10 protein-coding genes and 1 pseudogene are annotated in these 12,992 nt (G+C 69.3%); 8 read left to right on the top strand and 3 right to left on the bottom strand.

What is annotated here, in order from left to right:
- The 7 genes from A4R44_RS24530 to A4R44_RS24500 all read left to right on the top strand — a co-directional run.
- Window positions 1–792 (top strand): ABC transporter permease (locus A4R44_RS24530; protein WP_369805929.1); only part of this gene is annotated, 792 nt, incomplete at its 5' end.
- Between the two features lie 17 nt (window positions 793–809).
- The gene (locus A4R44_RS24525; protein WP_232791760.1) at window positions 810–2,696 is read left to right on the top strand and encodes an ABC transporter ATP-binding protein; all 1,887 of its coding nucleotides are present in this window, start codon (window positions 810–812) and stop codon (window positions 2,694–2,696) included.
- Window positions 2,693–4,621 carry a S9 family peptidase gene (locus A4R44_RS24520; protein WP_095213585.1) on the top strand — a complete coding sequence of 643 codons (1,929 nt, stop codon included), beginning with the start codon at window positions 2,693–2,695 and terminating at the stop codon, window positions 4,619–4,621. The genes A4R44_RS24525 and A4R44_RS24520 overlap by 4 nt, the downstream gene beginning before the upstream one ends.
- A 197-nt stretch (window positions 4,622–4,818) precedes the next feature.
- A complete protein-coding gene (locus tag A4R44_RS24515; RefSeq protein ID WP_067585240.1) occupies window positions 4,819–6,138 on the top strand; it encodes an FAD-binding oxidoreductase in 1,320 nt (439 codons plus the stop codon).
- A 54-nt stretch (window positions 6,139–6,192) separates the two neighbouring features.
- Window positions 6,193–7,425, top strand: a complete 1,233-nt coding sequence (locus tag A4R44_RS24510; RefSeq protein ID WP_067585237.1) for an FAD-binding oxidoreductase — start codon at window positions 6,193–6,195, stop codon at window positions 7,423–7,425.
- 45 nt (window positions 7,426–7,470) lie between these two features.
- A complete protein-coding gene (locus tag A4R44_RS24505; protein WP_161269830.1) occupies window positions 7,471–8,682 on the top strand; it encodes a CdaR family transcriptional regulator in 1,212 nt (403 codons plus the stop codon).
- 12 nt (window positions 8,683–8,694) lie between these two features.
- Window positions 8,695–9,771 (top strand): low specificity L-threonine aldolase, encoded by a 1,077-nt coding sequence (locus tag A4R44_RS24500; protein WP_067585230.1) that lies wholly within the window; start codon window positions 8,695–8,697, stop codon window positions 9,769–9,771.
- A gap of 120 nt (window positions 9,772–9,891) precedes the next feature.
- Here A4R44_RS24500 and A4R44_RS52560 read toward each other — a convergent pair.
- A pseudogene (locus A4R44_RS52560) lies at window positions 9,892–10,266 on the bottom strand (RidA family protein); the annotation flags it as partial.
- 150 nt (window positions 10,267–10,416) lie between these two features.
- Here A4R44_RS52560 and A4R44_RS52555 point away from each other — a divergent pair.
- Complete coding sequence (locus A4R44_RS52555) at window positions 10,417–10,665, top strand: hypothetical protein (RefSeq protein WP_067585227.1); 249 nt, start codon at window positions 10,417–10,419, stop codon at window positions 10,663–10,665.
- Between the two features lie 319 nt (window positions 10,666–10,984).
- Here the strand turns inward: A4R44_RS52555 and A4R44_RS51815 are convergent, their stop codons facing one another.
- Window positions 10,985–11,119 (bottom strand): hypothetical protein, encoded by a 135-nt coding sequence (locus A4R44_RS51815; protein WP_255366184.1) that lies wholly within the window; start codon window positions 11,117–11,119, stop codon window positions 10,985–10,987.
- Between the two features lie 1,220 nt (window positions 11,120–12,339).
- A partial coding sequence (locus tag A4R44_RS24485; protein WP_198545431.1) for an alpha/beta hydrolase occupies window positions 12,340–12,992 on the bottom strand: 653 nt, incomplete at its 5' end.

Below are 12,992 nucleotides of genomic sequence, written 5' to 3'. Positions count from 1 at the left end.
CTGCTGAGCGCGGCGTTCCTGCTGCTGGTGGCGATCGGGGTGATCGCCGGGAAATGGCTCGCGCCCCGCGATCCTGACGCGCAGGACCCGGGGCTGAGCGTCACGATGCCGGGCCAAGGGCACCTGTTGGGCACCGACCAGCTCGGCCGGGACGTGTTCTCGCAGCTGCTGGCGGGCACGGCGGCGGCGGTCATCGGGCCGCTCGCCGTCGCGCTGGGCTGCGTGCTGATCGGGGTGAGCCTCGGGATGGCGGCCGCGTACTTCGGCGGCGTCGTCGACACTCTGGTCAACCGCCTGGCAGACCTGGTGTACGCACTGCCCGCACTGCTCATCGCGATCGTCGTGGTCGGCGTGGTCGGCGGCGGTTACTGGATTTCCGTCGGGCTCCTGGTCGTGTTGTCGGTGCCGGCGCAGATCCGGCTTTGCCGCAGTGCTGCGATGGTCCAGGTGCGCTTGCCCTACGTCGATGCGGCGCGCACCGCCGGGCTTTCGCCGATGCGCACGATGGTGCGGCACGTGCTGCCGAACATCCTGCCGATCGTGGTCACCACGTTCCTGCTTGATTTCGTCAGCACGCTGATCGCCATGGCCGCACTGAGCTTCCTCGGGGTGACCGGGGCTGCGGGCAACCCGGATTGGGGCACGATGCTGGCCAACGGCCAGCCGCTGGTCGCGCAGAACCCGTGGCTCTCGATCACGCCCGCAGTGCTGATTATCGCGACCGCCGCGAGCGCCACCCTCCTCGGGGACACGGCGCACGAGTGGCTGACGAACAAAGGGACCGCACGATGAACGGGCGAAGGAGCACCGTGAATCCACCTGGGACACTGCCGATCGGCGAGCGCGGGAACGGCAAAGCTCCCGCTCTCGAAGCCGCGCTGCTTTCGGTGGCGGGGCTGCACGTGCGGTCGGTGCCGACGCGTACGGCGCAGCCGCGGATCCTGGTGCGCGAGGCGAGTTTCGACCTCGCCCGTGGCGAGAGCTTGGGCATCGTCGGCGAATCGGGCAGCGGCAAGTCGCTGACCGCACGGTCGATCGCCGGCCTGCTCCCGGCCGGGCTTCAGGCCGGCGGCGCGGTCAGGTTCGCCGGGCAGGAGCTGCTGGGCAGGGATCAGCGGAGCTGGCGGGAACTGCGAGGGACGCGGATGAGCCTGCTGTTGCAGGACCCGTTCACGATGCTCAACCCCCTGCAGACCGCGGGCGCGCATATCGCGGAGTCGCTCCGGTTGTCCCGGCGGCGGGGTCGTGAGCGCAAGGACGCGGTAGCCGAACGGCTGGACGAGGTCGGCCTGGCACCGGACGTCGCCGGCCGGTACCCGTTTCAGCTCTCGGGCGGGATGCGGCAGCGGGTAGCGCTCGCGGCCGCGCTCGCTGGCGATCCCGAGCTGCTGATCGCCGACGAGCCGACCACGGCGCTGGACGTCACTACGCAAGCCGAAGTGCTGTCTTTGCTCGCGGAACTGCGGCGCAGCCGCGGAATGAGCTTGATCCTGATCACCCACGACCTTCGAGTCGCGTTCTCGGTCTGCGACCGGATCCTGGTGATGTACGCGGGTTCGATGCTCGAACAGGCCCCGGCGCCGGAGCTGCGGTCGGCTCCGGCGCACCCGTACACACTCGGACTGCTCACGGCCGACCCGCCGTCGACGCACTACGTGCAGGAGCTGACGTCGATTCCGGGCAGTGTCCCGCAAGCTGATTCCGTCACGACCTGCTGCCCGTTTTCCGCGCGCTGCAACTGGGTTCGGCCCGAATGCACGACCGCCGCGCCCGCACTGCGCCCGGTGGGGGAGGAGAGGTTTTCCGCCTGTATTCGCGTCGCCGAGATCCGCGGCGAGATGGCCGCCGAACTGGGCGCGCTGAGCGCGTCCGGGGAAGCTCCGCCTGCCACTGCGACCGTCCGGCCGATCCTGACGGTCACCGATCTGCGCAAGACTTTTCGTTCGCACAACCTCGTCGGCCGTTCACGTGCGTCGACAGCGCTCGACGGGGTCAGCCTCGAGATCGGGGAAGGCGAATCGCTCGGGCTCGTCGGCGAGACCGGCTCGGGCAAAACCACCGTCGCCCGGTCCGTGCTCGGGCTGGTCCAGCCCGACTCGGGGCGGATCGCCGTCGCCGGTCTCGAAGCCGGCGACTTCCGCAGGCTCGGCCGGCGTGGACGGCGTGAGCTGCGGCGCACCGTCCAGGTCGTGTTCCAGGACCCGTATTCCTCGCTCAACCCGGCACTGACCATCGGTGCCACGCTGAGCGAGGTGATCGGGATGCGGGGCGACGCCGCCGACCCGGAGCAGGAGGTCGAGGAGTTGCTCGGCCAGGTCGGGCTGCCCGCCGCATACGCAGAGCGCCGTCCCTCGGCACTCTCGGGCGGCGAACGGCAGCGTATCGCGATCGCCCGGGCCATTGCGCTGCGCCCGAAGCTGCTGATCTGCGACGAACCGGTGGCTGCCCTGGATGTTTCGGCGCAGGCGCAAGTGCTCGAACTGCTGCGCGAGATCCGGCGCCGGTCGGGGATGAGCATGGTTTTCATCACGCACGACCTTTCGGTGGTGCGCCAGATGACCGAGCGCATCGTGGTGCTCTACCGCGGGAAGATCGTGGAGAGCGGCGAGACCGCGACTGTCTTGGACCAGCCGGGGCACGCGTACACGCGCCGCCTGCTGGCGGCTGTGCCCGGCCGGCCGGACGGTGTGCGGTGACCCCGCAGCAGCGGCAGCCGCGGATGCCGGTGCCGGACTATCTCGAACGCGGCCTCGGCCCGGCAACCGGTCGTGTGGTGGACCTGACCGATCCGGTCGCGTCGCCGAACGGCCGCCGGATCGCCGTCAGCGCGTCGATTCTCGACAGTCCCGACCGGCCGCCGCGTACCGCGGTGCACGTGGTCGACGTGGCGACGGGCAACACCCGGGAACTCGGTGGCACCGGTCATCCGGCGTGGTCCGGGGACAGCGCGCGGCTGGCCTACGCGGACGGCCCCTCGACGGTCGTGGTGACCGATTCCGCGCTGGTGCCCGAACACTCGTTCCCGATCCCCGGGATCGTCGAGTTCCTCCGGTTCGGCCCGCGCACCGGCGACGTGCTCGTCGGTGCGGCCGAGCCGGGCGCCGACCGCTCCACTGCCCAAGGGTCAGGGCAGCACGGCGGTCAGCGCTCGAGCTGGCGACCGCACGTCCATAATGGACGAAAACGGTGCGGCGGGCGGCGGCTGTGGCGCCTCGACCTGGCCAGCGGGACGGTCGAGCCGTTCTCCGGACCGGAGTGGACCATCTGGGAAGCCGGCTGGTGCGGCGACGGGTTCGTCGCCGTCGCGAGCCGGGATCCGGGGGAGAGCGGGTGGTACCGCGCCTCGATCGTCGTTTCCCGCGGCCCAGGCGGGGAACCGCAGGCGGTCGCGGAAAGCGCGGTACAGCTCGGTCTGGTGTGCGCGGCGCCCGCCGGTGATGCAATCGCTTTCGTCGAGTCTGTCGCCAGCGACCGCGGGCTGATCGCCGGCGACGTGACGATTCTGGACCTGGGTACCGGGCAGCGGACAGTGGTCACCGGCGCGGACGTCAGTTCTCTGTGCTGGCGCGACGATGCGACGCTGCTGGCCGCCGGACAGCGCGACCTCACCACTGTGGTCGCGGAAATCGACCGGACCGGCCGCTGGTCCCCACTGTTCTCGGCGGGGGATCGCAGCTGCGGTGGCTGGTATCCCGAAGCGATACCCATTGCGGTGGAAGGAACTCCGGGCTTCGCCGCGGTAATCCACTCCTATCAGCGCCCGCCGGTACTGACCGCGTTCTCCCATTCGGGCGAACGCCGCCTGCTGGACACCGCGCATCCCGGCACCGGATTCGAGGTGTCGGTCGGCGGCGAGCTGAACCCGGTGACCTGGCGCGCTCCGGACGGCCTGGAGATCTCCGGGCTCCTGGCGACTCCGAGAACCCCGCAGCCGCATCCGCTGGTTGTGCTGATCCACGGCGGGCCGGTGGCCGCATATCGGCCCTCGTGGCAGCTCGTCTACGGCTGGACCCGGCTGCTCGTCGCGAATGGCTATGCCGTGCTGCATCCCAATCCGCGGGGCAGCGGAGGCCGGGGCCAGGAGTTCGCCGGAGCGGTCTTCGGCGACATCGGCGGCGCGGACACGCTCGACATAGTCAGCGCGGTCGACGAGCTGTCCGCCCGGGGGGTGATCGATCCCGGCCGGGTTGCGCTTGCCGGGCGCAGCTACGGCGGGTATCTGGCAGCGTGGCTGGCCACCCAGCACGACCGGTGGGCCGCGGTGATCGCCCAGTCGCCGATGACCGACTGGGTCAGCCTGCACTTCACCACCAACATCGGCTGCCTCGACGACCGGCTGCTCGGAGATGTCGTCACCAACCGGGAAGGACGGTATTTCTCGCGCAGCCCGGTCCATTTCGCCAAGGCGGTCCGCGCACCGGTCCTGTCGATCGCCGGTGCGCTCGACCGCGCGACCTCGGCCGGTCAGGCACAGGAACTCCACGGAGCATTGCTCGAACAGGGAACGGACTCGACCCTCGTGATCTACCCGGAGGAGGGACATCACGTCGCCGCCCCGGCGGCGAAAGCACACCTGCTCACCACGATCCTGGAATTCCTGGGTACGCATTTACCGTCCTGACCCGCGGCGCCGGCGGCTGTTCGCTGATTGTCGATTCAGCCGGGGGATCGTGCGACAGATCGGCGCATGTGTTCGACGCGGGAACACAGTACGGTCGAATTGATCGAGCGGAGCCCGCGGAAAGCGGGCTTCGATATTCGGAAAATGCCTTTTTGTGCAGTCTTTTTCGAATTACCGATACTGATGAGGAGAGGCACATGGGGGATCGAGCTGGTGCGCAGTACGCGGACGTCGTGGTCGTCGGTGCCGGAGTGGTCGGCTGCTCGGTGGCGGCGAGTCTCGCCGCCCGCGGGAGAGACGTCTGCGTCGTGGACCGCGGAGCGGGACCGGCATCCGGGTCGACCAGCGCTTCCTCCGCGGTCGTCCGGTTCAACTACTCGACCTGGGAAGGAGTGGCCACGGCCTGGGAAGCCCGGGCCGCCTGGATGCAGTGGGAGGACCACCTCGGGGTCGCGGACCCGGCCGGGATGGCCCGCATGGTCGTCACCGGCAGCCTGGTACTGGATGCGCCGGACCACGCCCCGCAGCGGGTTTTCGAGTTGTTCGACGCGGCCGGGGTGCCCTATGAGCGGTGGGACGCCGAGACGATCCGCACCCGGCTGCCGCTGCTGGAACCGGCCCGCCACTATCCGCCGAAAGCGCTGGCCGATCCGGGATTCTGGGCTGATCCCGATGGCGAGCTGTCAGGTTACTGGGTGCCCGACGAGGGTTTCGTCGATGATCCGCAGCTCGCCACGCACAACCTGATGACCGCGGCCGAGGCGCGGGGAGCCGCCTTCCGGTTCCGCACCAGGGTGGCGGCGATCGAGCGTACTGCCGAGCGGGTCCGCGGGGTCCGGCTCGACGACGGGACACTGCTGCCGGCTCCGGTCGTCGTGAACGCCGCCGGGCCGCATTCCGGGCAGCTGAACCGGATGGCCGACGTACTCGGCGACTTCGCGGTCACCACCCGACCGCTGCGCCAAGAGGTGCACGAGGTGCGTGCCCCCGCCCGGTTTGCCGCAGGGGACGGGGGTGCGGTCGTGGCGGACTTCGACCTCGGCACGTATTTCCGCCCCACGCCCTCTGGCGGCCTGCTGATCGGCAGCATGGAACCGGCGTGCGATCCCTTGGTGTGGCTCGAAGATCCCGACACTTACGACCCGAACCCGACGAAGCTCGCCTTCGAGACCCAGGTGCTGCGAGCGGCCCGGCGGATCCCGAGCCTGGCCGTTCCCGGTGCCCCGCGAGGCATCGCCGGCGTGTATGACGTGTCCGACGACTGGATTCCGATCTACGACAAGACCTCACTGGACGGCTTCTTCGTCGCGATCGGCACCAGCGGAAACCAGTTCAAGAACGCACCGGTGATCGGCGACCTGGTGGCCGCGATCGTCGAGGCCGCAGCGGAAGGGATCGACCACGATCGCGAGCCGGTGCAGCTGAGGCTGCCCCGCACCGGGAACGTCGTCGATCTCTCCCACTACAGCAGATTGCGTCCGCCGAACAAGGCGAGTTCCGGATCCGTGACCGGCTGAGGCGCGGCCGCGGACCCGCCTGGTACCCCCGATTCCGGCAAGCAGAGGAGCGCCATGTCCACACGAACCGATACCGACACCGATGTCGTCGTGGTCGGTGCCGGTATCTTCGGAGCTTGCGTCGCCGACCACCTTCTGGAACGCGGAGCCGAGCGGGTGATCCTGGTCGAGAGCGAGCTGCCGGCCACGGCCACTTCCCGGGCCGGAGGCGGTTTCGTGGGTTTGTGGGCGGCCGCCTACAACGCCACGTTCGATGCCACCGATCTGGCTCTGGAGCAGTACGGCATCGAGTTCTACCGGGCTCTCGCGGCCAGCGCGACGCGGGTCGAGCTGCGCTCGAACGGCAACCTGTTCCTCGCGCTCACCGAGGACGGATATCGGACGAAGGTGGCGAGCGTGCTGGCCCATCCGCTTGCGCCGTCCGGTACCCGTGCCTTGAGCGCCGCCGAGGTGCACCAGGCGACCGGCGGCGTCTTCGCCGCGGGAGAGGTGGCCGGCGGGGTGCTGCACGCCGAGGGCGTCCAGCTCAGCGCGGGCAGGGCGACCGCAGCGCTGGTCAAACGGGTCGTCGGCCGGGGCGGCGAGCTGCGCTCCTACACCCGGTGCAACGGGCTGCTGACCACGGATTCCGGCGTGGTGGGAGTCCGTACCGACTTCGGTGACATTCGAGCGAGTTCAGTCGTGCTTGCCTGTGGCGCCTGGTCCAACGCTCTCCTCACCGAGGTGAGCTACCAGGCCCCGCTGGCACGGCTGGTGGCGACGCGGGCGATCTCGCGGCCGTCCGGCGTGCCCTCGGACCTGCCTACGGTGATGGTGCCCGAGCTGGCCGGCCTCTGGCTGCGCGAGCACCGCGGTGGGCTGACCTGGGGCAGCGCAGACGGGTACGCCCCGCTCACCGAGATCGGCGGCTCGATCGAGGGGGTGTCGCAGCCGAGGCGGGAGGACCTCGTCGAGCGGCTCGCCACCGGCACCGGGGCGGCGTTGCCGAACCTGATCCCCGGGCACGACGTGGCGATCGACTGGTGGTTGCAAGGCGTGCCGTGCCTGACTCCGGACCGGCGGTTCCTGGCCGGGCCGGTCCCGGAGACGCCGGGGCTGTACCTGCTCGCCGGCGACAACGAAGCCGGGGTTGCGCACGGTCCGGGGCTGGGCCGCGTGGTCGCTGACCTCGTCCTGACCGGAGGCAGCGAGTGGGTGGACCCGCAGCCCTACCGCCTCAACCGGTTCGGCCGCCACGAATTCCTCACCGAACAGGCCGTCCTGGATGCACACTCGGTGCGACAGTGAGGAAGTTCCGCGGATTCCGGCGAGCGCAGTCCTAGGATGGGCTGGGTGACTGACCTGCAGCGGCTGACCGAGCAACTCGCAGAGCGGTTGAACCGTTCGGTGGCCATCGACGACGCCCACAACCGCCTGCAGACCTACAGCCCGCATTACGGAGCCGTCGACGAGCAGCGCCTGGCTTCGATCCTGCACCGCAAAGGCAACCCGGAAGCCGTCGAATGGGGTTTGGAGTTCGGCGTGGACCGGGCCACCGGTTACGTCCGGGTGCCGACGAATCCGGATCGCGGGATCCTGAGCCGCGTCTGTGTCCCGATCCGCTCCCAAGGGCTGCACCTCGGCTATCTGTGGATCATCGACGCGGAGGAGTCGATGACCGCCGCGGAACTGGAATCCGCCGAGGAGGCTGGCCGCCAAGCCGCGGTGATCATGCACCGGCAGACGTTGTTCGACAACCTCGAGCGCGCCCGGGAGCGGGAGCTGCTGCGCGATGTCCTGGACGCCGATCCCGAGGTCCGGCAGGAGGCCATGCGGTTGCTCGCCGAGGAGTCGCTGTTCGACCTCGACCGCCCCGTCGTCGCGCTCATCCTGGACATCGCCGGGCCGGCCGGGGCGTCCGACCGGGCAGCCGCCGCCGAGATCGCGCTGGCCCAGGCCCGGCGGCTGGTGCCATTGCGCCACAGCCTCTACCTGGTACGCCAGAGCCACGCCCTCCTAGTCGTCGCCGTCGACCGGATCCTGCCGACGGCGGATATCGCCACCCGGATGCGGGCCGAGTACTGGCGGGCGCTCGGCCGCACCGGGCAGCCGCTCGGGGTGTGCGTGGGGGTGGGCAGCCAGGTCGGCGCCATCGCCGAGCTGCGCACCTCCTACCGGCGGGCGCAGTCGGTCATCGAGGTCGGGCGGCGGCTTCGGCTCGACCGGGTCGTGTCCTGGGAGAAGCTCGGCGTCTACCGGATCCTCTCGGAACTGCCGCTGGGCAGGATCGACAGCGACACCCTGCATCCGGCGATCGCCCGGCTCGTCGCGGATGCCGACGGCGACCAGCTTCTCGAAACCCTCGAGGCCTACCTCGACAACGGCGGCGACGCCACCGTCAGCGCCGAGCAGCTCTGCCTGCACCGCAGCTCGCTGTATCACCGCCTGGCTCGCATCGAACGCATCGGCCAGATCAGTGTCAAACGAGGCACGAACCTCCTCGACCTGCATGTGAGCCTCAAACTCGTCCGGTTGCTCACGGACCGGCCGGAAACCACGTCATGAGAGGCGCCCCGGATGACGATCTCCGCCCTGCACGACCGGAATCGCCGCGGTTTCGGCAGCGACAACCACGCAGGGATCCTCCCGGAGGTGCTGACTGCGATTTCCGCCGCCAACGGCGGGCACCAGGTCGCGTACGGGCGGGACGTCTACACCGCACGGCTGCAGGAAGTGATCCGGTTGCAGTTCGGGCCTCAGGCAGAGGTGTTTCCCGTCTTCAACGGCACGGGCGCGAACGTGGTGGCACTCACCAGTGTGCTGCCCCGCTGGGGGGCGGTCGTGGCCGCATCGACCGCGCACGTCCACACCGACGAGGCGGGCGCACCGGAGCGGATGACCGGGATCAAGCTGCTGACGGTGCCGGCGCCCGGCGGCAAGCTGACGCCGGAGCTGATCGCCCGCGAGGCTTGGGGATGGGGCAATGAGCACCGGGCACAGCCCTTGGCCGTGACCATCTCGCAGACCACGGAACTGGGCACGCTCTACCAGCCCGGCGAAATTCGGGCGATCGCCGGTTTCGCGCACAACCACGGGATGGCGCTGCACATGGACGGCTCCCGGTTGTGGAATGCGGCCGCCGCGCTTGGCGTCCCGTTCGCCGAGTTCACCAGCGACGCCGGGGTGGACGTCGTCAGCCTCGGCGGCACGAAGAACGGTCTCCTTGGTGTCGAAGCAGTGATCGTGCTGGCTCCGGAGCGCGTCGCCGGCGTCGGGTACCTGCGCAAGCTGACAACTCAGCTGGCCAGCAAGATGCGGTTCGCCTCGGTTCAGCTGCTCGCCTTGTTCGACGATGGCCTGGGCCTGCGAGCTGCGGCGCACGCGAACGCGATGGCCGCGCGGCTTCGTACCGCCCTCGAAACCGGGATCACGGACGGGAGTATGGCGAAACTGGCTTTAACCCAGGAAACCGCCGCAAATGCCATTTTCGCTGCTCTGCCGGTCGCCGCGGCCGATCGCATCCGCGAGAAGGTTCCCTTTTCCGACTGGGATCGTGCCCACGGCGAAGTGCGCTGGATGACTGCATGGGATACGACCGAGTCCGACGTCGACCGGTTCGCTGAGCTGATCCGCCAGGAACTTCAGCGCGGTTGAGTGTTGTCTCAGTCGTGTTCTCGAAGACGGAAGATCGCCGAGATCTCGATGGGCATTCCGAAGGGAAGAGAGNGGAAGAGAGGACACGCCGACGACCATGCGTGCATGCGCGCCGACTTTCTCGCCGAATACTTCGAGCATCAGCTCCGAACACCCATTCATCACCTCGACGTGGTCTTCGAATTCCGGGGCCGACCGGATGGTGCCGAAAAGCCGGACCACCGCGGATACTTCGTTCAGGGATCCGCAGACATTCTTCACTTCGCCAAGCAGCCGGACGCCGGTCAGGCGCGCCAGGCTGGTGGCTCGCTCGACGGTGACGTCGTGCCCGACCACTCCGGGCGCCACCGTCCCGTCGTCGCCGAAAGGACCCTGCCCGGACACGTGGAGGAGATTTCCGGAAATTCTGCCGGGAACATAACTTCCTTTCGGCTCGATCGTGGGCAGGGCAAGTCCCAGTGCGCGAAGCCGCACGTCGAAATTCGTTTCAGGCATGGTCGGATGTTCGCAGCTTCCCGGGCCGGACGGGTCCGACGAGGCTCGCAAGATGCGCGGCCGGATGCGACACGGTGTCGCGTCGCCGGTCAGCGCAGGGTGGCGAATCGGACCGCGAGTGCCAAGCCGGCGGCGAAGCAGCGAATAGCCGTGGAGGTCCAGGTCGAAGGCATTGAGTTCCTCGGGTTTCGAACAGACGCTCACCTGCTCCACCGGGCGGCGGACGTCGTCTTCACGACGGGCGGATCCACGGCGCTGGAACTGGTGCGCAACGCGATTCCGGCAGTAGCCTTCAGTTCTTCCACCCGGTCGATCGGATGGAAAAGATCGCACAAGCTGGCGCACTGGTCGGTTTTGTCCCACTCCGAAGGCCTCGACCCGGACCCGCCGGCAAACTAGCGGCGAACATGGACCGCGCGGTCGGCTTCGCCCAGAACCACGCGGCATCCCGTCTCGCGTGGTGTTCACCGGAAGACCTAGCGGACCGGATCTCCCGCGAAGCGGCCCGGCGATAGTCGCCAGGGCTCTCGGCTGAAGAGGTGGGCCGGCGGCGACGCATCGGCGCGGGCGGTGCGTTGTCCCGGCCCGTGCTGGCCGGCTCCGCGATGATCGACGAGACACCTCCGGGCCCCCAGCCCGTTGCGGCCACGCTTATCCCGATGAGACGCAAAAATCAGGCTCGGCGGCCGACGACGCGTAGTTCGCCTGCTCCGGGTTTTCACACGTCCGGCCAGAACATCGGCACCGCGGTCCAGGCCATCCAGCCGACGATCAACGCGAATGCCGGAATCCCGGTGGCCTGGGCCGGCCCGGCCGCGTCGTCGGTCCTGCCGAGGTATCCAACGACACCCACACCGGTGTCGTCGCCGACGCCGCCGGCTACCACAACCTCACCGCAACCCCAGAACCGCCGCCGAGGCTGGGCGAGGCCTGGAGCCGCCACACCCCTGGCGATCGCTCACCGCTACGAGCTGCGAGAACTGGCGAAATTGGACGACTCGACCTCACCAGTCTCGAAGTGTGCCCCGGCCATCCGCACCGGGCGGACCTTCGGCCGCGCGACACTGTCCTGTGAGCGAACGAGGAGGTCTCACCAGTCTGAAACGTCGGCGAGGCCGGGGGTTCCGCTGCCTCGACGCCTGGCGCTTTGAGTCGGGTCGGCCGCGGCGCACGAACTCGGCCCGCACCTGCGACGGTCTCGCGCTGTGCCTGGCCGTCGCTGGCACGTCCGCTCCGCTGTGACCGGCCCGCCGGGGGTGCAGCCGCGGCCCTCCGGGGCCCGGTCGAGTGTCCGTTGTGGAGCTTTTCAGCGATGGCGAAAGACTCTTGCGATCGGATGGGCTGGCCTCTGTAATCGAGTGAAGGATGAGCTAATCGCGAGTGCGGAAGCGACGTGTTCTCTTCGAGGGGTCCGGGAACCCGCAGCACGTCGGGTTGGCGGCTGGTCTGCTGGTTGCGTGCTCCTCGGCGGTGAACCGGTGCCCTCGAAGGTTCTGATAAGCCACCAAGAACGCTTCGAAGCTTTCGACCGGCGGCAGTACGGCCGCCCGGGTTTGGCGAACACGCCGCTCCCGCGAGTGCCGCCTGTGGCTGTCCCAGTCACACGTGGCTGTCGTGCCAGCGGTTCGAAGTCGGCGTGGCCCGGTACACACGGCAGGTCGGCGGCCTGCATCCGCTCGCGGGCCCGCTCGGCTGTGTCGAGAACGTAGGCGGGCACGGCGCTCCGGTTCCGTTCGTCAAGGAATTCGGCCGCCGGCCAAACACGGCGACCTCCGGCGAATCGCCGTGCAGCAGCTCACCGCTGGGCCGGTACTCCTCGGCGCCCGCAGCCAGCGCACCGACGCCGGCTGCGGGCGTGAGCGGCCGGGCGCACGCAAACCCTCGCTCCGCCAACCTGGCTTGCGCGGCGACGCAGGACGCGGCCCGGCCGTCGTCCGTCCCGCCGGCCAGCCGCAGGCCGAACACCACCGATGCCGACCGCGCCTCGAACAGTGCGCTGACCGGCTCGGCCCCCACGTGGGCCACGCACCAGGTCGCGGGGTCCAGTGCTGGACCCCGCGACCTCTTGTGGCGTCAGGCTCCCGGGGGTACCGGCAGTGGCATGCCGGGAAGGTTCTGGTCGTTCGGCACGACGCCGTCGACCAGGTAGGCCTCCACGACCTTGTCCACACCCGCGTTGCCGCCGGCGTAGATGCCGTGGTCGCCCTCTCCGGTGATCGTCAGCATCCGCGAGTTGGCGAACGCTTCGTGCGCGCGGCGCGCGCCCTCGATCGGCGTCGCCGGGTCGTGCTCCGACTCGACGATCAGCACCGGCGGAACGCCCTTGCCGTTCAGCACCGGGAGCGGGGCCGGGGTGTTCTTCCAGAACAGGCACGGCTGAATGAACCAGCCGGCGCCGAGCAAAGGCAGTTGCCGGTCGATCAGTTTCTGCGACTGCTTGACTGCGCTCTGGGTTGAGCCGGTCCACGGGCCCTCGTTGCACGGGATCGTCCAGAACGACGCGTCGTAGGCGTCACCGTCGGACGGCACCATCAGCGGCTGCGGGCCGGGCGTCGTGGTGCTCTTGTCGGCGGCCTTGACCCGCTGCGCGGCCGACGCCTTGGCCTGGGCCGAAGTCGTGCCTTGAGTCAGCGCGCGGACGTTGACCAGATAGTCGGCCAGCCCCGGAAAGGCGCGCTTCGAGTAGATCTGCGCCGCGATGAACGAGTCGAGACCGTTGGCCGACA

Source organism: Amycolatopsis sp. M39, from assembly GCF_001651785.1.
GTDB classification, from domain to species: domain Bacteria; phylum Actinomycetota; class Actinomycetes; order Mycobacteriales; family Pseudonocardiaceae; genus Amycolatopsis; species Amycolatopsis rubida.
Note: the sequence above shows the minus strand (reverse complement) of the source record. Positions and strands in the feature narration are given on the sequence as shown.